This is a genomic window from Paraburkholderia sp. BCC1884 (genome assembly GCF_900996225.1).
GTDB lineage: Bacteria > Pseudomonadota > Gammaproteobacteria > Burkholderiales > Burkholderiaceae > Paraburkholderia.
The window spans coordinates 20,061-45,208 of sequence record NZ_CAAJGL010000090.1 but is presented as its reverse complement, the minus strand read 5'-3'; the positions used below and the strand labels follow the sequence as shown (position 1 = coordinate 45,208).

Annotated in this window: 26 protein-coding genes and 1 pseudogene; 12 read left to right on the top strand and 15 right to left on the bottom strand. The window is 62.0% G+C overall.

Annotated elements, in window-relative coordinates:
• Nucleotides 1-36: 36 nt before the first annotated feature.
• A complete protein-coding gene (locus FQ705_RS19070) occupies nt 37-441 on the top strand; it encodes a helix-turn-helix domain-containing protein (RefSeq protein ID WP_144143624.1) in 405 nt (134 codons plus the stop codon).
• Nucleotides 442-460: 19 nt separating this feature from the next.
• Here FQ705_RS19070 and FQ705_RS19065 read toward each other — a convergent pair.
• From FQ705_RS19065 to FQ705_RS19055, 3 genes and pseudogenes are all read right to left on the bottom strand, one after another.
• Nucleotides 461-604 (bottom strand): annotated as a pseudogene (locus tag FQ705_RS19065) (carboxylesterase); the annotation flags it as partial.
• Nucleotides 605-664: 60 nt separating this feature from the next.
• The gene (locus FQ705_RS19060) at nt 665-1,783 is read right to left on the bottom strand and encodes a porin (protein WP_144143623.1); all 1,119 of its coding nucleotides are present in this window, start codon (nt 1,781-1,783) and stop codon (nt 665-667) included.
• A 207-nt stretch (nt 1,784-1,990) separates the two neighbouring features.
• Complete coding sequence (locus FQ705_RS19055; protein WP_144143622.1) at nt 1,991-2,914, bottom strand: LysR family transcriptional regulator; 924 nt, start codon at nt 2,912-2,914, stop codon at nt 1,991-1,993.
• Nucleotides 2,915-3,029: 115 nt separating this feature from the next.
• Between FQ705_RS19055 and FQ705_RS19050 the strand changes: the two genes are divergently transcribed.
• On the top strand, nt 3,030-4,481 hold the full coding sequence (locus FQ705_RS19050; protein ID WP_222105662.1) for a DUF1254 domain-containing protein: 1,452 nt from the start codon (nt 3,030-3,032) through the stop codon (nt 4,479-4,481).
• On the opposite strand, the gene FQ705_RS19045 is transcribed toward FQ705_RS19050, so the two are convergent.
• Together FQ705_RS19045 and FQ705_RS19040 are read right to left on the bottom strand one after the other, a co-directional pair.
• Complete coding sequence (locus tag FQ705_RS19045; RefSeq protein ID WP_144143621.1) at nt 4,466-5,086, bottom strand: hypothetical protein; 621 nt, start codon at nt 5,084-5,086, stop codon at nt 4,466-4,468. The two genes, FQ705_RS19050 and FQ705_RS19045, sit on opposite strands and share 16 nt — an antisense overlap.
• Before the next feature lie 57 nt (nt 5,087-5,143).
• Entirely contained in the window at nt 5,144-5,404 is a 261-nt protein-coding gene (locus FQ705_RS19040) for a DUF6723 family protein (RefSeq protein WP_144143620.1), read from the bottom strand.
• 284 nt (nt 5,405-5,688) lie between these two features.
• Between FQ705_RS19040 and FQ705_RS19035 the strand changes: the two genes are divergently transcribed.
• From FQ705_RS19035 to FQ705_RS19010, 5 genes are all read left to right on the top strand, one after another.
• On the top strand, nt 5,689-6,918 hold the full coding sequence (locus FQ705_RS19035; protein WP_144143619.1) for an alkaline phosphatase family protein: 1,230 nt from the start codon (nt 5,689-5,691) through the stop codon (nt 6,916-6,918).
• Between the two features lie 8 nt (nt 6,919-6,926).
• Nucleotides 6,927-8,213 (top strand): cytochrome-c peroxidase, encoded by a 1,287-nt coding sequence (locus FQ705_RS19030; RefSeq protein ID WP_144143618.1) that lies wholly within the window; start codon nt 6,927-6,929, stop codon nt 8,211-8,213.
• 112 nt (nt 8,214-8,325) lie between these two features.
• Nucleotides 8,326-8,955, top strand: coding sequence for a lytic transglycosylase domain-containing protein (locus FQ705_RS19025; RefSeq protein ID WP_144143617.1), 630 nt, complete (start codon nt 8,326-8,328; stop codon nt 8,953-8,955).
• 180 nt (nt 8,956-9,135) lie between these two features.
• Nucleotides 9,136-9,825 (top strand): DUF2242 domain-containing protein, encoded by a 690-nt coding sequence (locus FQ705_RS19020; RefSeq protein WP_144143616.1) that lies wholly within the window; start codon nt 9,136-9,138, stop codon nt 9,823-9,825.
• 737 nt (nt 9,826-10,562) lie between these two features.
• Entirely contained in the window at nt 10,563-10,814 is a 252-nt protein-coding gene (locus tag FQ705_RS19010; RefSeq protein WP_144143614.1) for a hypothetical protein, read from the top strand.
• Nucleotides 10,815-10,830: 16 nt separating this feature from the next.
• On the opposite strand, the gene FQ705_RS19005 is transcribed toward FQ705_RS19010, so the two are convergent.
• Nucleotides 10,831-11,763, bottom strand: coding sequence for a DMT family transporter (locus FQ705_RS19005; protein ID WP_144143613.1), 933 nt, complete (start codon nt 11,761-11,763; stop codon nt 10,831-10,833).
• Between the two features lie 126 nt (nt 11,764-11,889).
• Here FQ705_RS19005 and FQ705_RS19000 point away from each other — a divergent pair, with 126 nt between their 5' ends.
• Nucleotides 11,890-12,642: an IclR family transcriptional regulator C-terminal domain-containing protein gene (locus tag FQ705_RS19000; RefSeq protein ID WP_144143612.1), complete on the top strand. Its 753-nt coding sequence runs from the start codon at nt 11,890-11,892 to the stop codon at nt 12,640-12,642.
• 224 nt (nt 12,643-12,866) lie between these two features.
• The gene (locus FQ705_RS18995; RefSeq protein ID WP_144143611.1) at nt 12,867-13,073 is read left to right on the top strand and encodes a hypothetical protein; all 207 of its coding nucleotides are present in this window, start codon (nt 12,867-12,869) and stop codon (nt 13,071-13,073) included.
• A gap of 160 nt (nt 13,074-13,233) precedes the next feature.
• Here the strand turns inward: FQ705_RS18995 and FQ705_RS18990 are convergent, their stop codons facing one another.
• Both FQ705_RS18990 and FQ705_RS18985 read right to left on the bottom strand, forming a co-directional pair.
• Entirely contained in the window at nt 13,234-13,506 is a 273-nt protein-coding gene (locus tag FQ705_RS18990; protein WP_144143610.1) for a hypothetical protein, read from the bottom strand.
• 90 nt (nt 13,507-13,596) lie between these two features.
• Nucleotides 13,597-14,352 (bottom strand): Mut7-C RNAse domain-containing protein, encoded by a 756-nt coding sequence (locus FQ705_RS18985; protein WP_144143609.1) that lies wholly within the window; start codon nt 14,350-14,352, stop codon nt 13,597-13,599.
• Nucleotides 14,353-14,446: 94 nt separating this feature from the next.
• Between FQ705_RS18985 and FQ705_RS18980 the strand changes: the two genes are divergently transcribed.
• Together FQ705_RS18980 and FQ705_RS18975 are read left to right on the top strand one after the other, a co-directional pair.
• On the top strand, nt 14,447-15,316 hold the full coding sequence (locus FQ705_RS18980) for an NAD(P)-dependent oxidoreductase (RefSeq protein ID WP_144143608.1): 870 nt from the start codon (nt 14,447-14,449) through the stop codon (nt 15,314-15,316).
• Nucleotides 15,317-15,467: 151 nt separating this feature from the next.
• Nucleotides 15,468-16,103 carry a LysE family translocator gene (locus FQ705_RS18975; RefSeq protein WP_144143607.1) on the top strand — a complete coding sequence of 212 codons (636 nt, stop codon included), beginning with the start codon at nt 15,468-15,470 and terminating at the stop codon, nt 16,101-16,103.
• A gap of 277 nt (nt 16,104-16,380) precedes the next feature.
• Here the strand turns inward: FQ705_RS18975 and FQ705_RS18970 are convergent, their stop codons facing one another.
• The 6 genes from FQ705_RS18970 to FQ705_RS18945 all read right to left on the bottom strand — a co-directional run bounded on the left by FQ705_RS18970 (nt 16,381) and on the right by FQ705_RS18945 (nt 23,017).
• Nucleotides 16,381-17,205, bottom strand: a complete 825-nt coding sequence (locus FQ705_RS18970; protein WP_144143606.1) for an OmpW/AlkL family protein — start codon at nt 17,203-17,205, stop codon at nt 16,381-16,383.
• 169 nt (nt 17,206-17,374) lie between these two features.
• Nucleotides 17,375-18,619: a DUF2957 domain-containing protein gene (locus FQ705_RS18965; protein WP_144143605.1), complete on the bottom strand. Its 1,245-nt coding sequence runs from the start codon at nt 18,617-18,619 to the stop codon at nt 17,375-17,377.
• A gap of 99 nt (nt 18,620-18,718) precedes the next feature.
• Nucleotides 18,719-20,107 carry a DUF2957 domain-containing protein gene (locus FQ705_RS18960; protein WP_144143604.1) on the bottom strand — a complete coding sequence of 463 codons (1,389 nt, stop codon included), beginning with the start codon at nt 20,105-20,107 and terminating at the stop codon, nt 18,719-18,721.
• A gap of 490 nt (nt 20,108-20,597) precedes the next feature.
• Nucleotides 20,598-21,545 carry an N-acetyl-gamma-glutamyl-phosphate reductase gene (gene argC, locus FQ705_RS18955; RefSeq protein ID WP_144143603.1) on the bottom strand — a complete coding sequence of 316 codons (948 nt, stop codon included), beginning with the start codon at nt 21,543-21,545 and terminating at the stop codon, nt 20,598-20,600.
• Between the two features lie 196 nt (nt 21,546-21,741).
• Nucleotides 21,742-22,311: a flavodoxin family protein gene (locus FQ705_RS18950; protein ID WP_144143602.1), complete on the bottom strand. Its 570-nt coding sequence runs from the start codon at nt 22,309-22,311 to the stop codon at nt 21,742-21,744.
• Between the two features lie 172 nt (nt 22,312-22,483).
• Nucleotides 22,484-23,017 carry a YbhB/YbcL family Raf kinase inhibitor-like protein gene (locus FQ705_RS18945; protein WP_409934725.1) on the bottom strand — a complete coding sequence of 178 codons (534 nt, stop codon included), beginning with the start codon at nt 23,015-23,017 and terminating at the stop codon, nt 22,484-22,486.
• A 332-nt stretch (nt 23,018-23,349) separates the two neighbouring features.
• Here FQ705_RS18945 and FQ705_RS18940 point away from each other — a divergent pair, with 332 nt between their 5' ends.
• Nucleotides 23,350-24,039 (top strand): response regulator, encoded by a 690-nt coding sequence (locus FQ705_RS18940; protein WP_144143600.1) that lies wholly within the window; start codon nt 23,350-23,352, stop codon nt 24,037-24,039.
• Nucleotides 24,040-24,137: 98 nt separating this feature from the next.
• Here FQ705_RS18940 and FQ705_RS18935 read toward each other — a convergent pair whose 3' ends face one another.
• Nucleotides 24,138-24,824, bottom strand: a complete 687-nt coding sequence (locus FQ705_RS18935) for an orotate phosphoribosyltransferase (protein WP_144143599.1) — start codon at nt 24,822-24,824, stop codon at nt 24,138-24,140.
• Between the last annotated feature and the right edge of the window lie 324 nt (nt 24,825-25,148).

The window sequence follows — 25,148 nt, the reverse complement described above, 5'->3', positions numbered from 1 at the left end:
GTCTGGAAGCGCGGCAGCTCGTTCAAAGGATGCGATATGGCGTCTCAAGCGGATGAACTGCCGAGCGTCGCCCGCAGAATGACGGCGGGAAAAATGCTGGCGGAAGGCGCGTCGGTCGCGCACGTCGTCGAGGTGCTGCGGATGTCGCCGCAGACCGTCGAACGCTACAAGGCGATTCTCGACGAAGGCGGCCTCGACGCGCTGCGACAGATGAGCATTGGCGGCCGCCCTTCGGCACTCGATGACGACGCGCGCCAGTGGCTCGCCGCCGCGCTGAACGACTCCGCCCGCGCGCATGGTTTTCCCACCGATGCCTGGACTAACGCCCGCGTCCGCGAACTGCTGACGACGAATTTCGGCGTCAGCTTTTCACGCGTCTATACGTGGCAGCTGGTCAGCAAGTTGGGACTCGCGCACCGCCTGTCGAAATCGACGAAGTAGTGCGCAGCACATCACGGGCTCAATTGACAGGCACGGGAGCCGGAAACTTCCATGCACCGCTCAGGATTTCCTCGCGTGGACGGTAAAGCCGCACGGTGTAGTTCCAGCCTGGCGTGATGGGCAGGCAGTTGGCAATCTGCCCTTCGCAGCCGCCGAACTGAATAAGGCGCAACGGTCCCATTCAAACTCATTCGACGAGCGCGCGCAAAACGCGGTGTGTCGATCAGAAGCGGTGTGTCATGCCGAGCGTCGCCAGAACCTGCCTGGTGCCGGGCTCGCTGACGGTGATGCCCGGCCAGCTGACCGTCGCGCTGCCGTTGTTCTTCATATAGCCCGCGCGCGCATAGAGGCTGGTGCGTCTGGAAAGCGAATGATCGAAGCCGAGCTGCACGCCGAGGGTGTTGTCATGCGCACCGCGTACGTTGCGCTGCACGCCGGCGATCTCGATCGAATCGGCGGCGGTTGCCTGGATCGTGGCACCGAGTTCGGCGACGCTCAGCGAATGCGCCGTGCCGAGCAGCGCGGCCAGCGATCGCGCGGGGGCGTCTTTGGCGTGCTGATACGAGTAGTTGAACGTGAGGTTCACGATACCGATCTGGTAGCCTAGCGCGCCGATGAAGTGCTCAGTGCCGAGCAGACCCAGCGAGCCCGGCAAACCGGTGATGGTCTCCTGGCCCGCATGCTGATTCACGTAGGACAGCGCCGCATAGAAACCATAGCCCGAGTAGGTCGCGGCCACGTTCAGCATATTGCCGGTGGTGGAGGGGACAGGCTGGGCGACGGTGGCAGAGAATGCGTACATGCCGTAGAACTGCAGGCCCTGCAGATTCGGCGATTGATAGAGGATGGAGTTGCTCGCCCGCCCGCTATCGTATTGCGTCGACAGCGTGTTGCGGTCCACCGCGAGCACGAGCGCGGAAAACGGCGACATGATTTCGTTGGCGCGAAACGGATCGCTCGGATAAATGGCCCGAAAGCTCGGCTCGTACTGACGACCGAAGGTGAGGGCGCCGTATTTCATGTCGTTCAGACCCACCCAGGCCTGGCGATAGAAAAGCGCCGACGTGTCGACAAAGGCACTGCCGTTGTTGATGTTGAAGCCGCTTTCCACGTCGAACTGCGCGGCTAGGCCGCCGCCGAGGTCCTCGTTACCCTTGAGGCCGAACAGCGAACCGGTCGAGCCGCCGCTTCGTTCGGAAAACGAATGGGCGCCGCCGTTGTCGAGGTATTGAATAAAGCTGTCGGCCACGCCGTACAAGGTGACGCTCGAATCCGCCGCCATCGCGCTACCGGCGGCCAGAATCAGCGTCGCGCCGCACATACCCTGAGTGATCAAACGCATGCATGTCTCCTCTCTTATGATCTCCGCTGATTGCGGATCTGTTTGGGTGGGCGTGGTTCACGCCCACCGTTCTCTTCGCCGCGACGGGGCCAGGGCCGGGAGAAATAGAACGAATGTGCTAATTTGAGAGGAAAGCGTCCCTTACCGCTATTGCATTATTTTCATGGGAAGCTTGCAGTGCCTGCATGGCACGCAAAACGCGGTGAATCAGGTCGCGGCGGGGGGCGTGTTGGCGTCGTTGAGCATCTGTTTGGCGAGCGCCAGGGCGATCTCGCCGGCCGGAGACATCGTGCGATCGGCGAGACTCACCAGCGCCATTTCGAGCGCCATGCGCGGCGCGTCCCTCACGGGCAAGGGCGCCAGCGTGCCGGCCGCGAGTTCCTTGCGTACCGCCGACGCGGTGGCGAACAACAGGGCATCGGTCTGTTCGACGAACGATTTCAAGATGCGCAAATCGTTGCATTCGAGCTGCAGCGGAATCTTTTCGTGAGAGCGGATTTTCAACAGACGGTGTACCGCACTCTGCATGAAGGGCGGCAAAGGCACGGAGACCAGTGGGAAATCGCGCAGCGCGCCGACCGCCAGACTGTCGCGCCCGGCCAGCGGATGCTCGGGACGGACGAACCACGCGCCGTCGTGACGCGGCAGCGACCGGACGGCGAGTGCCGGATTGTCGGGCAACACGCGCTTGTCCATCACGAGGAAATCGATCTGCTCGGCCAGCAACATATCGATCATCGTGTCGGCGTGATTCAACTCCAGCTTGATCTCGACCCGCGGATGACGGCGGGCAAACTCGATCAGCAGATCGGGCAATAAAACCATCGCGGGATAGGGGCCGAGGCCGATGCGCACCTCGCCGGCCTCGTGCGTTTTGAGCAGTTCGGCGTCGCGTACGAGGCGGTTCGCTTCGAACAGCACGCGACGCGCACGCTCGACGACCAGCTTTCCGGCTTGCGTGATCGCCACCCCGCGCGCCGCGCGATCGAACAGACGCAGGCCGAGTTCGTCCTCGATGGTCTGAATGCTGCGGCTCAGCGCCGGCTGGCTGAGGTGCACGCGTTCGGCGGCCCGCGCGAAGCTGCCTTCCTCGGCCAGCGCGACGACGTGATGCAGGCGGCGAACACTCAATTCATGCACGGTTTGCAAGCTCGCGATGAGAATAATGCATTGGGATTATCGCGGAGTTTACCGTGAAATTGGCGGCGCGCTGACGTGCCTCCGTTCAACTCTGCTACCGAAAACCATGAAATTATCGACGCGATCACTGTTCACCCGGACCCTGCTGGCCGCCACGATCGCAACCGGGTTCGCCGGGTTCGCCACCGCTGCGACGCCTTTGGCGACGCAGCATCCCGCGCCGGCCATGTCGATGGCCGAGATCCAGTCGCTGGCTCGTGACCTGTACTACTACGCCTATCCGATCGTGCTCATGGACATCACCATGAAGCAGGCCACTCACGTCGCGGATGCGAATTCCGTCCCGATGCGCGCGCCCGTCAATCAATTCGCCCATTTCCGGACCTATCCGAAGGCAGAGGCGAAAGACGTGGTGCGCTTCAACTTCGACACGCTGTATTCGCTGGCGTGGGTCGATCTCAGTCACGGGCCGGTGATCCTGAGCGTTCCCGATACGCATGGACGCTACTACCTCGTGCCGTCGCTGGATATGTGGACGGATGTGTTCGCTTCAGTTGGCTCGCGCACCACGGGCACCCAGACCGGCGACTATGCATACGTGCCGCCGGGTTGGCAGGGCGCCTTGCCGGAAGGCGTACAGCGAATCGACGCGCCGACCTCGATGATCTGGCTGATGGGGCGCACGCAAACCAATGGTGTCGACGACTATGAAAACGTTCATCGGATTCAGAGCGGTCTCAAGCTCACTCCGTTGAGCCAGTGGGGCAAAGACGCGACGACGCCTGAAGCGGCGCCGTTCGATGCCAATGTCGATACGAAGACGCCGCCGCTGGTGCAGGCAAACCGGTTGAGCGGCATCGATATGCTGACGCGACTGTCGGCGCTGATGCAGCGCTACCCGGCGCACGGCAACGATTACCCGATCCTGTTCCGCGCCAGGGCGCTCGGTTTCGAACCCGGCAAGAGGTGGGACCCGTCGCAACTGGACAGCGCCACACGCGATGCAATCGATGCCGGTGCAAAGGACGCTCGCGAAGGCATGATCCGGTCCATCAAGACGATCGGGCAGCACGTCAACGGCTGGTCGATTCTGGTCGACGATACCGGCACCTATGGCACGTCGTATCGTCAGCGCGCGGTGATCGCGCTCGGCGGGCTCGGCGCCAATCTGCCGGCCGACGCGATCTATCCGACCGCATTCCGCGACAGCGACGGTGCCTTGCTCGACGGCGCGAACCGCTACGTGCTGCACTTCGACAAGGACAAACTGCCGCCGGCCAACGCGTTCTGGTCATTGACCATGTACGACAATCAGGGCTTCCAGGTGCCGAACCCGCTGCAGCGTTTTTCGCTCGGCAGTCACGACAAGCTCGCATTCAATGCCGACGGATCGCTCGACCTGTATGTCCAGCACGACTCGCCCGGCGCGGACAAGGTATCGAACTGGCTGCCTTCGCCGGCAGCGGGGCAATTGGGACCCACGCTGCGGGTCTACTCGCCGCGCGCCGATGCGCTGAACGGCGACTGGGTGCCACCCGGCTTTCAGCGCGTCGAGTGAGGTTCCTGCACCAGTTCCACGGCGGCCGCCGAGATAAACTCGGCGCGCACGCTGTCGCCGACGTTCAGATCGTCGAGTGAAATCGTGTGCGCGGCACGGAGTAGTTGCCGATGCTTCGGGCCGCGCAACGTGACGAGTCGGCGCTTGCGATCGATCTTCGTCACGGTCGCCACGACCTGCACGCGATGAGCCGACGACGTATACCCGGCCGATGCCGGAATCGCGACGGTCGTCTCGATCCGTTCGCGCACGCCTTTGGTCGCCAGCTTGTCGATATGAATCAGCAGGGCCTGCTGATACGCCACGTTCAGCCGGTCGCCCACGTGCAATCGGTCGACATGGGCCACGGCCGGATTGACATCTACGTCGGCGAGATTGCCGCGCGGACCGCGAATCGTGACACTGTTGGTGGCGACATCGATCGCCACCACGCGGACCTGCGCGTGAATGACTTCGGCGTTTTCGAGCGCTTTTTGTCCCGCTTCGGGATCGTCGTCGTCTTGCGCGAAGGTGGGATAGGAGGCGACGGCCATCAGCCCGGCGGCCAGCGTCAACGTGCGCGCCGCGTTAGCCGCAAAGGCGCCGATTTTGCGCAGACAGGTCATTCGTAGCTCCCGAAAAACACTGCGCGCGACCGACGCCAGACCGGCGACTGTTCGCGCCTACAACTCCGGATGCGCGAGATCGCTCGCGACGATGTGCTCACCGTACACCTGTGCCGCCGCCACCGCTTCCAGTTTGGTCGGGTAGGGGCCGAGTTCCGGCGCGCCGTCGAAGGGAAACAGCACGCGGCCGTCAGTGGTTCTCACCACCCTCAATACGCCGAAAAAGCGGCGATAGCCCGCCAGTTTCGACGCAGCGGAGACGGCGAAGTCGTCCTCCGAACTGGCGGGAACGCTGGGAATAAATGCGGTCTTGCTCATGCCTGAAGCATCTCGTGTTCAATGGGCCGGCACCTGCGCGCTAGGCGAGGACGACACCCGGTTGTCGCGGAAAAACGTTCGCCGGCGAGCCCCATTGTCTCAAATAAGGGTGAACCAGGGCGGCAGCGCGACAAACCGCCCGTCCTGAGCGCACTCTCGCGATTGTTGCAATACGCCGTGCCGTATATGGAATATGCGACGGTATTGTTGTGCGATTCACGCCATCGTCATACGTGACGCCTAAATTCTGCCCCCACTAAAACGCCATTACTCAGGGGCACACCATGTCACAACGCAGCGGGTTGCGTGCATTCCTCGCGGTCGTATGCGCGACGCTCATCGGTTTGATCGTCGCGGCGTGCGGCTCGTCGTCTTCCTCGCTGAAGGTGACCGGACAGCAACAGATCCGGCACGTCTTCGTGATCACGCTCGAAAACGAAAATTACGCGACCACCTTCGGCGCGAACAGCAAGGCGCCGTATCTGTCGCAGACGCTCGCCGCGCAGGGTGCAATGGTGCAGCAGTACTACGGCACGGGGCACGTGAGCCTCGACAACTACATCTCGATGATCAGCGGTCAGGCGCCGACGCCGGAAACGGATAACGACTGCGTCACCTACGAGGACTACAAGCTCACGGGTACGACGTCGGACGGCCAGGCGATCGGTTCGGGCTGCGTGTATCCCGCCAGCATCAAGACGCTGCCTGACCAGTTAAAGGCAGCGGGCTACACGTGGAAGGGCTACGAAGGCGACATGGGCAACGACCCGGCGCGCGAAGCGGCCACCTGCGGTCATCCGACGCTCAACACCACCGATCTGACGCAGGTTGCGCAAGCGCCGAGCGCGGCCGTGCCGCTGGGCGATCAGTACGCGACGCGTCACAACCCGTTCATGTACTTCCACTCGATCATCGATTCGGCGGACTGCGGACAGAACGTCGTCAATCTGAACAAGCTGGCGACGGATCTGCAATCGGTCTCGACCACCGCCAACTTCAATATGATCACGCCGAGCCTGTGCGACGACGGCCATGATTCCCCGTGCGTCAACGGCCAGCCGGGCGGCCTGACGAGCGCGAACACCTTCCTGCAGAAGTGGGTGCCGATTATCACCGCTTCGCCGGCGTTCCAGCAGGACGGTCTGCTGATCATCAACTTCGACGAAAGCAGTTATGCGACGGTCACGCAGACCGGCGCGGTCACGAATCTGATCTTCTCCGGCTCGACCTGCTGCAGCCAGCAGCCGGGCCCGAACCTGCCGTCGTTCCCGCAGACGTCGACGCTGACGTATCAGGGCGCAACGATCAGCCTGACCAAGCAAAGCTACGGCGGCGACCAGACCGGCGCGGTGATGATCTCGAAGTTCATCAAGCCGGGCACGGTGTCGACGGTGCAGTACAACCACTACTCGATGCTCAAGAGTATCGAAGACATCTTCCAGCTGGATCACCTCGGTTATGCGGGGCAAGCCGGTCTGGTCGGCTTCGGTGGCGATATTTTCACGAACCTGTAAGCGACTCGATGCTGTTTTCTGCAACGCGATTCAATTCGCTCGTGGTCGTCCGACGGGCGGCAGTCGCGGCGCTCGTTGGCGTCGCCCTGCTGCCTGGCGCGGCAGGGGCGGCTGGCGTAGCGCCGCAGAACTCGGTGCCGGCCGCCGCGGCACCCGTTTTTAGCGACGCAGCCGCGCTCGGCAAGCTGATGTTCTTCGACGCCTCGTTGTCGGCCTCCGGCAAGATGTCGTGCGCGAGTTGTCACAGTCCGTCGCATGCTTACGGGCCGCCCAACGGGCTGGCTGCGCAGCTCGGCGGCCCCGATATGCGGCACCAGGGCACGCGCGCCGTGCCGAGCCTGCGCTACGTGCTCAACCGCACGCCGATGTGGAGCCACGCGCAAGCGGCGAGTCTGTCCGAACGGTTGAGCGAAACCGACAACGCGCCGGTGGGCGGCTTCGGCTGGGATGGACGTTTCAATCGCCTGCACGATCAGGCGAGCTTCCCGTTGTTCAATCCCGACGAGATGGCCAACAAAGATCCGGCGGCGGTGCTGGGCAAGCTGGAGCATGCGCCGTACGCGGGCCGCTTCAAGGAAGTGTTCGGCCAGAACATTTTCGCCGACCCGTCGAAAGCATTCACGCAAGCGATGTATGCGATCGAGCGCTTTGAACTCGAAGACCCGAGTTTTCATCCCTACGACAGCAAGTTCGATTATTACCTCGACGGCAAATTGCAACTAACCGATCAGGAATCCAGAGGCAAAAAGCTGTTCGACAATCCAGCTGCGGGCAATTGCGCCTCCTGTCACATCGACCAGAAGGGTGTCGACGGCTCGCACCCACTGTTCACCGACTTCAATTTCCAGGCACTCGGCGTGCCGCGCAATCCGGAGCTAAGAGCTAACGCCGATCCGAAGTACTTCGATATGGGTTTGTGCGGGCCGCTGCGCAAGGATCAATCGGCGGACAAAGCCAACTGTGGTCTCTTCAAGTCGGTGTCGCTGCGCAATACGGCGACGCGTCAGGTGTTCTTCCACAATGGCCGTTTTCATACGCTGAAGGACGCTTTGCGCTTCTACGTGCAACGCGATACGAACCCGGCGAAGTGGTATCCGAAAGACGCGCACGGCAAGGTCGACAAATTCAATGATTTACCGCTCGCTTTGCGTGCGAACGTCGACACGACCGATGAGCCGCTGACGCGCAAAAAAGGCGAGCGTCCCGTGTGGTCCGAACAGGATATCGACGACGTCGCCGCTTTTCTCACCACGCTCAACGACGGCTACGTACTGAAGCCGGCACAGGCGAAGTGAAGGCCGCTCCAGGCGCCATCCTCGGGCATTAATAGGACGAAATTGGGAACGACGGGAAGTCTATTAGGGGCAGAGCTATAATGGTGAATTCCCTTTCTTCCCGTCCTCCGTTATGAGCCGGTTACTTTGCCTGATCGTGCTGTCGCTCGGCCTGATGCAAACCGCAACGGCTGACGAAAACACCGACCGCATGTCCGCGTATCTCACGCAAAAATTCGGTCTGGCAAAGGAAAAGGCTCAGAAGATTTCCGATGCGGTGCAGGCCGCCGCGTCGAAATATTCGCTGCCGCCGGCGCTTCTGCTGGCAATCATCTCGATCGAATCGCGCTTCAAGGAAAAGGCCAAGGGCGCCAATGGCGCGACCGGGCTGATGCAGGTCGTGCCGGGCGCGCATCGTGGGCTGTTGAGGAATGTCAAGGATCTCACCGAGCCGACGGCCAATATCGAAGTGGGCTCGGCCATTCTCTACGGCTACATGCGCTCGGCAAATGGCGATCTGAACGCGGCGCTGAAAAGCTACGGCGGCTCGCAGGCGTATGCCCAGAAAGTGAGTCTGAAGGCGGGAGACTTCGCCGACATCGCCACGCCGCAAGACACCGTTCAGAACTCGAATGCGAAGTGTGAAGCGGGCGTTTCCGGCGGCTGCGCTGCGCCCGACGACTGGATCGACGCATTCACGCTACCTGCCGTGAAAGGCGTCGCCGCGAGCGGTGGGGCCGCACCTTCGAGCGCGTCGCACTGAGCTTTCGCTCCTTCTCATGATTTCCTTGATTTGCAGCGGCAAGGGTGGCCGCAGTCATCGCACGTCACGCTGCCTGGCGTGATCCGATGACGTCTGCTGCGCGCTTTTTACGCACGCGCGGCAACCCCTCTACAATGCATTCCCATTCGCGCTCAATAGAGCGCTCCCTTCCGATTGACCATGTCGACCTCGTTCTCCAAGACCACCGCCGCCTCACTGCTCGGCTTGCTGGCGCTTGCCGCCTGCAGCAGTTCGCCACAGCCAAAATTCCAGCAGGAGCTGTTCGAAACCGGCGCGAGCCCCTACGCACGCAATTTCAACTCGAGCACCACGGATTCCTGTGAGGCCGCGCGTCGCGCGTTGCTCAGCCAGGGCTATCTGACGACGATGACGCGTATCGACACCGTCGACGGCATCAAGAACTTCCAGCCGACCGGCGATACGCACGTCGTGGTCGAGTTTCATGTGGTGTGTACGCCGGGCGAAGAGGCGAGCGACACGAGCATCGTCTACGTCAACGCAGTGCAGAACGGCTTCGCGCTGAAGAAAAGCGATACATCGGCGAGCGTCGGGTTGAGCGTGCTCGGATCGCTGTCGCTGCCGATTCGCTCGAACAGCGACGCGATGGTGAAGATTTCCAGCGAGACGATTCCGTCGGGCAAGTTCTACGACCGCTTCTTCGGCCTCGTCGATCACTATCTGCAAACGGTGGTGCGTACGCAGCCGGTGGTGAACAACCGCATCGAGACGCGCCTGCTGCCTGTGCCGGTCGAAGCCGCGAGACCCGCGCCACTTCCCGACATGCCCGACGCGATCGACAAAGCCGCCGCGGTGCAACCCGCGAGCGACGTGAGCCTCGTTGCGCCGTGATCGGGCGCTGGTCAGCCTTTGATCTTGGCACGATGCGCCACTTATCCTATGTCTTTTACTTCATACGTATATATATGTAGTAATAGTTAACAAGGGTTAACCCCTTCTGTGGATAACTGGCAAAAATCGCGTCGCATCAAGGCGATGCAGATTCCATAACCCTGCGGAACAAGCCTGTAGAAAAACTACAGAAGCGGGATAACTCTGCCGGGCCTGGTTCTCAGGCCCGGGTTATCAAGATTCCGCGCACAGGCTGTCCCATGCGCTATCCCGAAGTTATTCATAGGGCATTGTGGATAACTCTGCTCGCATGGCACTTTTTCGGGCACGCGCTACGACTCAGACCAAGCGCTCGCCAGCGTACATACGCCCCTGCGTCAGACGCGCACATTCGAAACGGGCGGTACAAAGATTGCGTCTCTGTTTTTGCAAGCGCAACTGTTGCTATTTAGTCAAAACCATTTCGGCAACGCCCGATCCAGGCATAGAGTTAAAGTGTTTTCTGAAGTTCTTGGTGCAGTGCGGGGGTGTGGAATGAAACGCAGAACAGCACGACAGCTAGTCCGTCTTCTTTCGGATATTCGCCATGCCACGCATTGCACTACGCTACGCGCGGCAGCCACCAACCGGGCGATCATCCTCGCCAGCGGTGAACATGACACCGACGCCGCAGACGGCGAAGACAGCACGGAAGCTACCCGCGAAACCCATCAGGACAAGCCGGCCAGGAGTGGATCATGAGAGCCGCGAGCGAACAGTCGCTGCGTTTTCTGGTTGAGAAATGGCTCGCGCCGGAGTCGTCCGCGCAAATTCACGTGACTGAATTCAGCCGCACGCGTATCGGCGGGCGGCGTTATGTGCGCGTCGAAACGTCGTTCGAATCGGGCCCGCGCGGTCTGTTCTTCTTCCGCCACGACGACGGCTGCTGGTGCGTTTTTCCGCCGACCGCCGATACCCCGAGTTTCTTCGCGCATCCGCGCGCCGCTTAGAGCCGACCGGCTTTTGTTACGACGATGCCTGTGGCCGGCGAGCGCGTCCGCGCTGCCACGCCGGCATTACCTGACAGACGATCAGCCCCGCCAGCATCAGCGCGCATCCGCACAACGCCCGCGCTGTCAGCGTTTCGCCGAGTACGAGCCAGCCGGCTAACGCGGCGAACACGCCTTCCATACTGAAGATGACCGCAGCATGAGAGGGTGCCGCATGCTTCTGCGCGACTACCTGAATCGTATAGGCGACGCCTACCGAGAGCGCTCCGCCATACAGAATCGTCGGCGCGGCTCGTTTGAGCACGGAGAGGCTCACCGGCTCGATAACGAGCCCGATCAGAAGACAGACCATCCCGCACGTCACGAACTGGATGAGCGCGAGCATGAGGGTGTCGTGACGCAAAGCGAAGCGGCCGACCAGCATCATCTGTACGGAAATCGCGAGTGCGCCGGCAAGCTGATACCAGTCGCCGTACAGCATCGAAAAGTGCTCGTTGACGCTCAGAAAGTACATGCCGATGGCCGCGAGCGTCGCACCAAGCCACGTGCCGATACCCGTTCGATGCCGAAACAGCACGCCGAGCAATGGCACGATCACCACGTAGAGCGAACTGATAAATCCGGCGTTGGCGATTTTCGTGTACTGCAAGCCGATCTGCTGCAACGAGATCGACACCGACAGCACTAGTCCGAGCATGACGCCCGCGCCGACCAGCTCACGAACGCCGCCGGGTTCGAGGTTCGACAGTTCGCCCAGCGCGGCGCGGCGCACGCAGACGATCATGGTCAGCACGACCAGCGCGCCGAGCAGGAAGCGCAGTCCGGTGAAGAGAAATGGGCCGATGCTGTCGAGACTCAGGCGCTGGGCGACGAATGCGGAGCCCCAGATGATCGCGGCGATCAGCATCAGCAGATTGGCGCGCAGGTGTTGGTGAGTATCGGATTTCAAAGGTGGCTTTTCGAATGAATGCGCTGGGATTGTAAATAATCCCCGAGGGTAATCAGGCGCTCGCCGCTCGAACGGCCTCGCGCGATAATCGCGCCTTCCGGCCCGGCGGCTGTTCAGGCATATGCAATGGACGAGAAAGACTGGATTGCCGGCGCCGCCAAGGCGCTGGCGATCATCGAAGCATTCGACGAAGAACACGCGCGCATGACGCCGACCATGGTCGCCGGCCGCGCGGGCCTGTCACGCACGGCCGCGCGCCGCTATCTGTTGACGCTGCGCGAACTCGGCTATGTCGACAGCGACGGCAAGCTGTTCTGGCTTGCGCCCCGCGTCCTGCGGCTCGGTCAATCGTATCTGGATTCGGCGCGCTTGCCGCGCACCGTGCAGCCGTTTCTCCAGCGCATCACCGCGACCGTGCAGGAAACCGCGCTGGTCGCGATCCTCGACGAACACGATGTGGTCTACGTGGCGCGCAACGGCGTGAATCGGGCGATGGCGGTCGGCTTCGTGCTGGGTTCGCGGGCGCCCGCGCCGCTGTCGTCGGCGGGCTTGGTTTTGTTGGCGTTCCAGGCGCCGGAAAACATCGAGCCGTGGCTCGCGTCGTATCCGATCAAGGTGTTCACGCCGCACACCTATCCGACGATCGAACGCTTGCGCGAAGTGATCGGCGAAATCCGTCGCAATGGGTACGTCGTCACCGACCAGCAACTCGAGTTGGGTGTACGCGGCGTCGCGGTGCCTTTACGTGACCGGCACGGCTCGGTCGTGGCGGCGATCAGCGTGAGCATGCCGATCGGCCAGGAGTCGGCCAATGCCGCGCTGCATCGGGTTTTGCCGACGCTGCTGGAGACCGCCAGCCTGTTGCGCAACCTCGTTTGACGGGAACTAGGTAATCCCCCTGGTACGGGGTGCTTAATGAGTGAAAGCGTGTAGAAAGGCAGCTGTCTCCCGGAAAATACAGATCGAGTTTTGGGCATGACAAACCGCCTACACTGGGTAATACTCTCCCGCGGGGAGCGGGAAGGCGCCTCCAGCCCTGTCTGCTTCACCGTGTAGCTATTTCATTCACATTGACTCAGTCGTCCAGGTTTGGGGAACAACACATGAAAAAATTTATCGTCTCGCTCGCAGCAGCTTCGATCGCGCTGGTCTCCGTTCAAGCTTTCGCACAAGCATCGGATGCAGCAGCACCGGCTGCAGCAGCTACCACGAAGAAGTCGCATAAGAAGCTGAAGACGCACGGCAAGCGCGCTCCGGTTTCGTCGGCCGCTTCGGCAGCTGGCACGAACGACAAGGGCACGCCGAACTAAGCCGACGCCCGATTCGTCGGGCCAGGTGTCCGGTTCAGCATCGTGCCGCACGTCGGTCAGCGCAGCGTGAATCAGGATTGAGGCAGCGCCAGCAAAAAGGCCAGAGCTTGTGCTCTGGCCTTTTTGCATTTTGCGACGCATTTTCTGTTGCCGGCCTGGATTAGCCCGCAAGACCACGCTTGATCACTTCGTTGAGCAAGCCGCTCATGCCTTCGGGATGCGTGGCGGCGCGCTCTTTCAATTCGTCGACCAGCTCGCCGTTCAGCTTGCACGCGAACGCGACGAGGCCTTGCGCCTGATCGAGTTTGCGCTGTTCGCGGCGATCCAGCTTCGGATCGGCGGCCTTGCCGAAGCGGTCGGCGGTGGACAGCTTCATCGCGTTGTTCAGCTTGAGTGCCTTGTTTTTCTCAAGGTCGGTCTTTTTCATCGCCATACGGAAGGCCTCTGCCAGATAAGTAATCCCGCATTGTACGCATCGCGCCGCGCGTGCGATGCGCCCATGCGTTGCTTGTGCCGACGCCGTTCAGTCCGGCCCTTGCGCCGTCGCGGCCATGCTGTCCATCAGCGCACGCATTTTCTGCCAATGCGTGCCTTCCCAGAACACCCGTCGACACACATCGCACGTGACGAATTGCGCATGCCGTTCCAGCACGCCGTCAGGCGCGCGGCGACCGACCTCCTCCTTGGCGATGCGGCGCAGCGGCGCATTGCACATCAGACACAAGCGGAATGGCTGGGCGCTGCCCGCCAGATCGAGGCGGGCAAACACCTCGCGCAATTGTTCGCGCGGTCGGAGCGTACGCACGTAGCATCCGTGCGTGATGCTGCGGCGTTTCAGCAACTCGCGATCGCGTGTCAGGACGATGCGCTGTTCGGCGGCCGCGAGCGCTTCGATGTCGGCGTCGGGATAATGGTTGTCATAGAGTGTGTCGAAGCCGGCCAGCCGCAGCAGCGGCGCCAGTCCCCCGAGATGGGCGTCGGCGATGAAGCGCATCACCCGCAGCGGTCGTTCGCGGACGCGCAGGAGTGGCTGAATGTCGAGGGCTTCGAACTTCGGATAGACCGCTAGGCGATCGCCGTCCGAGAGCGGATGATTGAAGCCGACCGATTCGCCGTTCACCAGAATCAGTTCGACCTCGGTATGCGGCACGCCGAGCGCTTCGATCATGTGTTTCGCGGTGGCGCCGCGCGCACAGGCGCAACTGAACGTGCGGCGGCGCAGGGGCCGGGCGAGAAAATCGTTCAGCTCCTCGTAGAAGCGGAATGTCGCGGTGACCATCGCAGCAGTATCTCACCGTGTTTCGTTGCGCGCTGTCCTGCATCTGTCGCATGGGTGTGCTTTACTTCCAGTTCTTTAGAAGACGGAGCATCAGATGGACATCGGTTTTATCGGTCTCGGCGAAATGGGCGCCGCAATGGTCGCAAACATTTTGAAAGCCGGGCACGAGGTGCGCGTGTGGAATCGCTCGCCGGAACGCGCGCGGCCGCTCGCCGAAGCAGGCGCGCGCATCGTCGCGACGCCCGCCGAAGCGTTTGCCGGCGACGCCGTGTTCTCCATGCTCGCCGACGACAACGCATTGCGCGAACTCATCACCCCGTCGTTGCTCGAGCATGCGCCGCGCGGTTTGATCCACGTGAACATGGCGACGATTTCGGTGGCGTTGGCCGAAGAACTCGCGACGGCGCACGCGTCGCGCGGGATTCACTATGTCGCCGCGCCGGTGCTGGGACGTCCCGATGTCGCCGCCGCGGGCAAGTTGACGATCGTCGCCGGCGGTCCGGCGGAGTCGATCGACCGCGTGCAGCCGGTGTTCGACGCGATCGGGCAGAAAACCTGGCGCATCGGCTCGCTGCCGCAACAGGCGAACGTGATGAAGCTGGCCGCTAACTTCATGCTGGGCGCGGCCGTCGAAACACTCGGCGAAGCGGCCACCCTGGTGACCGGCCACGGCCTCGCCATGCAGGATTTTCTCGACGTCATTACCAGCGGTTTGTTTCCGGGACCGGTTTACGCGGGCTACGGCAAGCTGATCGCGGAACAGCAGTACGAACCGGCGCTCTTCAAGGCGCGGCTCGGATTGAAGGACTTGCGTCTGGCACTGGCCGCGGCCGACGCGGTGACCACACCGATGCCGATCGCCAGCGTCGTGCGCGACAGTCTGATGGAAGCCGTGGCGCATGGAGACGGCGAGAAGGATTTCGCGGTGTTGGGTAAGGTGGCGGCGCGTCGAGCGGGTCGTTGATCCGTAAAGAGCGACGCGGATCGACGCGGTTGGTACGGCAGCTGGCTCTGCCGATCCACTGCGTCGTTCGACGGTGCTGACGGGCGCTCACAGGCGCTCACAGGCGCGGGCGGGCATAATAGCCGCCCAATCCTCAACCCGCCTGATCCCCATGACTCTGCATACCTGGTGGCTGTTCGTCGCCACTGTTTTCGTCGTTTCCGCGATTCCCGGTCCGAACATGCTGCTGGTGATGACGCATGGCGCCCAACACGGCCTGCGTCGCTCGAGTGCGACCATGGCGGGCTGTCTGTCGGCGCTGGTGCTGATGCTCGCAGTGTCGGCGGCAGGGCTGGGCGTGTTTCTCGAGGCCTGGCCGGCCATGTTCAACGTGCTGCGGATGATCGGCGCAGCGTATCTCGTTTACCTGGGCGTCAAGGCATGGCGCGCGCCGGCCGACGAAGCCGCTGCCGGTGACGTCGACGATCTGGCCGCCAAGCCGGTGCGTTCGCGTTTTGCGTTGTTTCGCAACGGCTTTCTCGTCGCGGGGAGCAATCCGAAGGCGATTCTGTTCGCCGCAGCGCTGCTGCCCCAATTTATCGATGCCGCGCAGCCCAAGCTCGCGCAGTTCGGTGTCCTAGTTGCGACGTTCGCCGTGATCGAAGTGAGCTGGTATCTGGTGTACGCCGGTTTCGGCACGCGGATCGGCGCGAAATTGAAGAGCCGCAGTGTCGCGCGGATGTTCAATCGCTTGACGGGCGGGGTGTTCGTCGGTTTTGGCGCGATGATGGCGCTGGTGCGTCACTAGACCAATCGTTCCGTCAGCAGGTGTTGCAATTTTGCAACTCGAGGGTCAACCCTAATTTGCATGTTGCAACGCACCACGCGGTTTGCTATATTCTGTCTTGTCTCCTCCATGTCTCCTCTGATATGGATTCAGCCCGCCAAATTAGGCGGGCTTTTTTTTGCCTTGAATCAAGGCACCTGTCCCCAGTTTCCAGAAATGACAAAGCCGGCAGACCTCTCGCACAGGGCCGCCGGCTTTTTCGCTTGAAGCGCCTGGTTCGCGTCGCCGCGGCGCTCGTTCAGAACCGGTATGAAACGGCGAGGAAGGAAATAATCGGATCGGCTTTCAGATCCGCCTTCGACACGCTCAACTCCGAGCCGTCCGCCGCCTTGATGATCACCGACGACGTCGTCTTCAGCGGAATGTACGTGACCGACGCCACCAGACCCCAGTGGTCAGTGATGTTGTACGCGAGACCCGCATTGAACACCGGCGCCCACGACGACGAAGCCTTCGCCGACACCTGCGTCTGTCCCGGCTTGCCCGCTCCCGCGGCCAGCACGGCGCCGAGGTTGTTCTGCGTCGACGTCACGAAATTCTGGCTCAGTTGAATGTCCGAGAACCAGTTGTACGACACGCCGATACCCACGAACGGCCGGAACTTGGCTTCCGGTGCGTTGAAGTAGTACTGGAAAATCAGCGCCGGGCTCCACTGGCGCACGCTCTTCACGATCGGATTGGAGGCCGGATCGCCCAGATTCTGCTGACCCAGCGCGCCCGCCGGTCCGGGCGGTTGAATCGTGCCGTGGCCGTAAATCTTGAAGACGGGCGGCACGCCTGCCACCGAACTCACCGCGATGTGATCGGTGATGTAGTGGCTAAACACCAGACCCACGGTATCGGCGCTATTGGTCGACAAACTCGTGCCGGCCGACGTGAACGAGTTCGGCAAACGCAGTGGCGTATTGATCGGTGTCGGCGCCACGCTGGTGGTGAGCGGCGTGCTCGAATCCTGCGGCATCACGTGAAACCAGCCGAGCACGGCGACGTTGTCGCCCGCGTGCTGGGCGTACGCACTGGCCGACAGCAAAGTGGCCAGTATGGCGAAACAGATTCTTTTCATGTTCTTCCTCCTCAGGCGCGCGTGACGGTCCTCGCGCGCGGCGAGCGGCAGCAGGTTGGCGACCCGGCCGGTGCGTTGGATGTTCGGTGGGCGCCGGTTGTCGCGCAGGCAATCTGCGCGACAACCGGCACGCGAGCGCCGCGTTGCGTGGCGCCGCGGGGTTCGTCCATTACTGGACGAAGGCGCCGATCGTGAAGTACGGCGAGGCCGCGTTGGTCATGTCGAGGTAGCCGAACACACCGCCGGTGAAGACCATCTTTCCGGTCGGCGTCGTGCCCGTCGATGCGTTCACCTGCGTCGTCGTCACCACACCCGGCACGGCCTGCGTGAAGTCCAGATTCAGCGCCGTCGCGAGCGAGGCCTGCGAGGCGTTGAACGGATCGAGCAGGGTGGCCTGCGTGCCGGAGAGCGCCGTGGTGCGATAGTCGAACTGGCTATCCACGCCGATGTACTCGCCGTTCTGCGAGTTCACCGCCACCGAGGTTTGCGGCGACAGAATCGAGATGCCCGATTCGTCGTCTGCATACGGTCCCAGTGCGCCGTTTTGCGGCACCGTCACCGACGAGTTCGCGGCACCCGTGCGTACCAGAATCGGCACCAACTGGTTACGCAGCTTGCCGACGATCATGTAGCCGCGCGCTTCCGGCGTGGCCGCGAGTGTCGGTTTCGCCTGACCCTGGAAATTGTTGGTCTGGAACGCGCCGCTGCCGTCCGCCGCCGGTGCGAAGTTGCCGCCCGGTTGCTGGCACTTGCCCGCGTTGACGCCGGAGTTGTCGCACTCGCTCCACGTGCCGTCCGCGTTGATCGTGATCTTCGAATCGACCGCGACCGGCAGGAAGTTCTGCGACGGCACCTGGTGATAGCCGAGCTGGTTGTAGGTGCCGGCCACGTTCGCAAGATTCGTTTCAATCGACGAAAAGCCGATGAACGGGTAGTACGGGAACGTGGTGTCAGGCACCGCGCCGACGCCGAGAATCCCGCCGAACGAAATTTCCGCACCGGGGATCGTGCCGCCCGCCACACCTTCGCCGACGAAAATCCGCGCCGGACGATTCGGATCGAGGCTCGCGCCGTTCAGGCGGAACGCACACTGGTTGAGCTTGTTGGTCGGCAGCAGGGTTTCCTGAGTCAGCGTGCCGCTGGCGGTCTGGCCTGCGCGTGTCGGCACGACGGTGCCGGTGGCCGCCGGAATCGGCGACTCGACGTAGTTGAGCTGCCACGTCATCCTGGTCGTATCGAGTTGCAGCTTGACGAGCTCGCCGTCACCGCCGCCGCCCGTGAATGTCGTCGTGTAGTCGAGCGACGACGGACACAGGCGCACTTCCGTCACCGGACCATCGCCGCCGCCTCCACCACCGCACGCCCCCAGCAACGGTGCAGCAAGAGCGAGCACCGAAAGGAATCTCCATTTCATACCGCCTCCAGAATTTTCTCGTTGTGTGTGGCCGGCTCCCAGTCCGGCCACCTTTTGCTTATGTGTGTCTCGTGCTGCGCACTGCTGACGCGTCCTGCGTTATTTGCTGATCTGGGCTCCGATGCCGAAGTAGGGGGCGTTCGGCGTATCGGAGTTGGCCGAAGTCGGTGCAAGGCCTCCGTTCACCGTCCCCTGGATCTCGATCGCGTACAGGCCGCCGGAGGAAATGGCGAGGCCGGTTTGACCGTTGGCTTGTCCGACACCGATCAGCCCCGGACTTGCCAGACCGTATTGCAGGCCGAAGGCGTCTTCGCCCGCGGAGGTCGACGGGTTGATGAACGTGCCGACCGTGCCCTGGATCAACGTCGCGGTGGATTTGAAGTTCGAGTCCGCGCCGACATAACCGCCGTCGAAGCCGCCGGATGCGAGCGGCGTGGCGGCAGCGAGCATGGCGATGCCGGATTCGTCGTCGACCTTGGCGGTCAGCAGATTGCTCGTGTCGACAAAACCAGTGCGGACGACCACCGGGATCGTGGCGCCGTTGAGTTGGCCGATGATCATGTGCGCGGTGCCCGAAAGGCCGCCGAGACGCAGCGGATTGCTGCCTGTCGTCGAACCCGTGCTTGGCACGATCTGCGGCGCGCTGGTGCTGTCGAAGTAGCCGTTGCTGTTCAGTGTCAGCGCGTTGCCAGTCGACAGACAGCCGGTGGAGCTCGGCGAGGTGCAGTTGCCGCTCGCGTCGAAGGTTTCGACCGAATTAGTGGCAACGGTCTCGTAGTTCGCCGTCGGCGAGAGGTGATACAACAAGCCGTTGTAGGTGCCTGGCAGCTTGGTGATGTCCGTCGTCGTGCTGGCGAAACCAAGGAACGGATAGAAATCGAAGTGCCGTTTATTGACAGTGCCGATGACCACGCCTGGGAGAATTTGCTGGCCTGCATATTCCACCGTCGCGCCAGGAATGCCGCCACCCGCAACACCCAGTCCAACGAGGACCATCGGCGGGTTCGGGTTGTTGACGAAATCAGGCGTTGTGTAGGTCGTGCCGTCCGATGCGGTGCCGGTGCCGGCGCCCAGGACAAACGCACAGCGTGTCTGTTCGGCGGTAGGCAGCGCACCAGTCGGCGGATGAATCACCGCGCCGGTAATCGTCGTGCCTTTACGCGTGACCGAGACGCTCGCGCTCGTCAACGGAATCGGCGACTCCAGCCACTTGAGCGTGTACTTCATGGCCGTCGCGTCGATATTCAACTGGACCACTTCGCCGCTTCCCGCGCCACCCAGGAAAGTGCTCTTGACGATATCGGCAGTCGCAGGACACAGCGCCGCTGTCGTGCCCGAGGTGGGCGGACCTTGCACACCGCAGCTCGCGCCCGAGCATTGCGGCGCGTTGATCGCGCCCGGACTATCGGCTTTGCCGCCGCCGCAAGCGATAAGGAATGGGGCCGTGGCAATGGCCATCGCCAGGCCTCGGGTAATGGCGTGCGACATGCGTCTGTCTCCCTTCATGTAATTGTGCGAACTAATTTCGCCGCGCGGTTAATGCCTGTCAATTGAGCGTGCCGTCTAAAAAGACCGATTCAAACAACGCAATTTTGGACAAACACACACCGCATGGACAACAGCGCCCCTTTTAAACAAAAAAGGAAATTTGGCTAAAAAGAAAGCGCCGTTGCTTCGCCGCACGCCCTTATTGGGCAGGCGTTGCAGCAAAATGGCTCTATCATCTGCGAACGACCGTTCGCTTAAGAATCCGGAGTTTCCCTATGCGGAAAACTATGCTGGGCGGGTCAATGTCGCGAATGAATTACCGGCGATTGGTGAGCGATCCGATTTTTAATTTTCAAGTAATACGGGCTACTACTGATTAACGAGCCGAATAAAAATTCATGTGAGATGCTTTTAAAACAAAAAAGCCGGTCTGCAAAGACCGGCTTTTCATTGGATGGACGGCGCGTTGCCGTCCATATTGCTGACGCGTTTAGCGTTTCAAGCCGCTTTCTTCGGGGGCACCGATGGCGAGGTTCATGCACTGGATCGCCGCGCCCGAGGCGCCCTTGCCGAGATTGTCCAGTCGAGCGACGGTCACGAAGCGCTCTGCGTTGCCGAACACGAACAGGTCGACACGGTTGGTGTCGTTGTTCGCCTGCACATCGAAGAAGCCGGCGTCCAGATTCGCTTCTGCGTCGAACGGCGCCACGCGCACGAAGGCCTCGCCCGCGTAGTACTCGGCGAACAGCGCCTGAATGTCTTGCGGCGCGGTTTTCTTGGCCAACTGGTTCGGTGAGAAGAACGTGGTGACCGCGAGACCCTTGTAGAAATCGCCGACGATCGGCGTGAACACCGGCGCCGACTTCAAACCCGTGTGCGCCGCCATTTCCGGCAGATGCTTGTGCGTGAGAGCCAGCGCGTAAGGACGCGGGCTCTTGAGCTTGTCGTTACCGCCCGCTTCGTAGTCGGCAATCATCTTCTTGCCGCCGCCGCTGTAGCCCGTGATCGAATAGGCGTGCGCGCCGAACTCGGGCGGCACCACGCCGGCTTCGACGAGCGGGCGCATGGCGAGTACGAAGGCCGAGGCGTGGCAGCCCGGCACGGCGATGCGTTTCGCGTTGCGCAGACGCTCGCGTTGCGAGTGGGCCAGTTCGGGCAGGCCGTATGCCCAGTCGGCGGAGGTACGGAACGCGGTGCTCGCATCGATCAGCACCGTGTGATCGTTGGCGACGAGCGAGGCCGATTCGCGCGAGGCAACATCCGGCAGACACAGGAACGTGACGTCCGACGCGTTGATGAGACGACGGCGCTCCTCGAGGTCCTTGCGCTTCGCGTCTTCGATGCGCAGGATCTCCACGTCGGCGCGTTGCGACAGGTATTCAAAAATCTTCAGGCCGGTCGTGCCTTCCTGTCCGTCGACAAAAACTTTCGTGCTCATCTCGATCTCACTGGCTGCTGGAAACGGGGCGCGACGCGGCGCCGGAACGTTATTTTAAGACCTCACGGCCGCGCACGTGCAAAACGGGGTGAAAAAACACGATGCGCGCCGAAAGTGACATCGGCATGACCTGTTGTGTGACAGATGCCAGCCGATGTCAGCCGATGTCAGTCGGACTGCAACAAACGGCGTGCTACTAGGCGCCGGCGATCCAGCGCGCGGTGACGCCGGCAATGCGAATGCCGAACATGCGCGCCGTTTCGAGGTCGCCGGCGGGCGGCGCTTCGTCGGGCGTGGCGTCGGCGGGCGACTGCGTGAGCAGGCCGGTGAAGCCGCCCACGTAGTTCAGATCGTTGCGTGTCGCGGCCTTGGTGTTCGACGGCATCATGCCCGTGCCTGCCCAGATCATGCTGTGCTGCATGGCGAGCGTAACGAAATACTGGATGGTCGAAAATTTGTCGCCATTCATGGTCGCCGAATTGGTGAAGCCGGCGGCGATCTTGTCCTTCCATTGCTGACCGAACCAGGGCTTGGAACTCGCATCGGCGAATTTCTTGAAGTCGGCGGACGGGCCGCCCATATACGTCGGCGCGCCGAAGATGATGGCGTCGGCGGCGGCCAGCTCGGCCCATGCGGCGTCGTCCATCTCGCCGACCGGTATCAGTCTGGCGTCCGCGCCGGCTTCGAGGGCGCCCGCCAGCACGGCCTCGGCGGCTTTTTTGGTATGGCCGTAGCCGCTGTGATAAACGATGACGATCTTCGACATGACACGCTCCAGCAGGGTGGAAGAAGTGAATAAGGCACGGCCGTGGTGCCCGGAATGGCGGTGCCACGCCGGCAAGCCTGGTTGGCTGCGCTTCGTTGCACGTTAGCGTGCGCGGATGACAGCAATTCCGCGCGCGCCACAATGCGATGCAAACGCCACGCCAAGCGGCGGCCTAGCGCCCGTAGGTCACGGTTATGCGTGCGCTGCCGAGGGTCGCGGTGCCGATTTCGTGGTCGAACATGAGCGCAGGGCGGCCTTGCGCGAGGCGCAGATCGGACGTGCTTAGCGCATAAACGGTGATGACGTAACGGTGCGGCTTGCCCGGCGGCGGGCACGGGCCGCCATAGCCGTCGATATCGAAATCGTTGCGCGCCTCGACCGCGCCGAGTTTGCTGAGAAAGCCCGAGGAACTGGCGTTCTCCGGCACGCCGGCGACGCTGGCGGGAATGCCCGCCACCGCCCAATGCCACCAGCCGCGGCCGGGCGCGTCCTGATCGAATATCGTGACGGCAAAGCTGCGCGTACCCGGCGGCGCGTCGTGCCAGGAGAGTTGTGGCGAACGGTTGCCACCTTTGCAGTCGTCCTGATTGAAAACCTGTGCGGCCTCGACCGTGCCGCTCTTGGGAAAGCTCGCGCTGCTCAGTGCGAATGTGCCTTCGGCGAGCGCGCGAGGTCCATGCGTGACGAATAGCGCCATGCCCAGCATGATCCAGGCAAAGGATGGTGTGCGGCGTAACGGCGTGGGAAGCGCAACAACCAGGCAACGCGAGCGCATGTGCCGGTTCTCCTGTCAGGGCGCGAGGCGGGTGTCCTCGCGCTCATTATTGTCCCTATTTTGTGACCGGGGGTCGAATCAAGTCTAACATTAGCTCTACGATGCTTCATTGTTGGAAGAGGCTGCGGTCGGCAGGGTGAAATCGGCTATAGTCGGAAGAATTGTCACGCGAAGCCGGATCGCGTACCGGTCCGTTTAAGTACTACGAAAAGAAAGGCATGTCAGAAGTTCTGGAGAGCGGTTTATCCGTCGAGGGGAGGGCAATGCAAGATCCAGTCAGGGTCGTGATCGCTGACGACCATCCCGTAATTCTGTTCGGCGCCGAGCAGGCCTTGCTCAAGTTTCCCGGTATGCAAGTCGTCGCACGTGCACGGCAATCCACCGAACTGATCAAAACGTTGCAAACCGTTGCTTGCGACGTACTCGTCACGGATCTGGCAATGCCAGGCGGACAGTACGGCGACGGCTTGCCGTTGATCGGCTATCTACGCCGCAATTTCCCGGAGCTACCCATCGTCGTGCTAACGATGCTGGAAAACGCCGCGTTGCTGAAGCGGCTGAGCGAGCTTGGCGTGACCTCGGTGGTCAACAAGTCCGACGACCTGAGCCACATCGGGCTCGCGGTCCAACACGTGGCCCGCAAGCTCGAATACATGAGCCCGACCGTCAAGGCATCGCTCGATGCGTTACGCATGAATTCCGGCGGCAAGAACGACGACGTCATGCTATCCCGGCGCGAACTGGAGGTCGTGCGCCTGTTCGTTTCCGGCATGACGATCAAGGAAATTTCCGAGCAGCTGAACCGCAGCATCAAGACGATCAGCACGCAGAAGAACACGGCGATGCGCAAGCTCGGCATCGAACGCGATTCCGAATTGTTTCAGTACGCGCAGAGCAACGGCTTGCTGAATCTGTCGTCGAATTCGTTTGAGGATCCGGGCAATCCGTCCTGAGATTGTGTGCGCTCACGTGCCGGACGAGAAATGAAAAAAGGCCGCCTGTCGATGAGACAGGCGGCCTTTTTATTCGCTTTTGCGTATGACGCGGGCGCTTACTGCGGCGAGGAAGTCGCGCCACCGTGCGCTGCAGACCATTCAGCCGGTGCGTGCAGGAATTTCTCCACTTCGTCGAGCGTCTTCGTGTCGAAGTAGTTGTTTGCCTTGGCGACGCGCAACACGTCCCACCACGTAGCGAGCGCGTGCAGATCGACATCGATGTCTTTCAGCACCGACACGCTTTCCTTGAAGATGTTGTAGTGGAACAGCACGAAGCAGTGATTCACCGTGGCGCCGGCGGTGCGCAGCGCGTTGATGAAGTTGATCTTGCTGCGGCTGTCCGTGGTCAGGTCTTCGACCAGCAGCACGCGCTGACCTTCGGTCAGCAGGCCTTCGATCTGCGCGTTACGGCCGAAACCCTTCGGCTTCTTGCGCACGTATTGCATCGGCACCATCAGACGGTCGGAGAGCCATGCCGCAAATGGGATGCCGGCGGTTTCGCCACCGGCGACCGCGTCGATCTGCTCGTAGCCGACGTCGCGCAGGATGGTGGCTTCAGCCATTTCCATCAGACCACGGCGCACGCGCGGATACGAGATCAGCTTGCGGCAGTCGATGTAAACCGGGCTCGCCCAGCCGGACGTGAAAATGTACGGTTTCTCCGCGTTGAAATGCACTGCTTGCACTTCCAGCAGCATCTTGGCGGTGGTGTCGGAGATCGTCTGGCGATCGAAGCCTGTCATGGGCGGATCCTTGGGTGAGAGCGGGGAGAAGCGGGCGCGAGGCCCGGTGGCGCAGCAAGTGGGGTATGCAGCGCCATGTGGGCGGCGCCTTGAGGGGCAAATACACTGCCGGGCAGCGGTGTACAGGCCGGTTTTGCTGCGCGCGTAGGCCGACATTTTACCCGAAACAGGCTCTTTCGAGGAGGCCGTTGTGCGGCGCGGCGGGGAATGGCGGTCATTACGGCGACGCCGGGCGGGCAACGGCAACGTGGGCAAGCTCCGCGCCGGGGTACGCGGCTTCGTCGCTTATTGGTCGGCTTGTGAGCGGCAAATGGCGCCTTTACA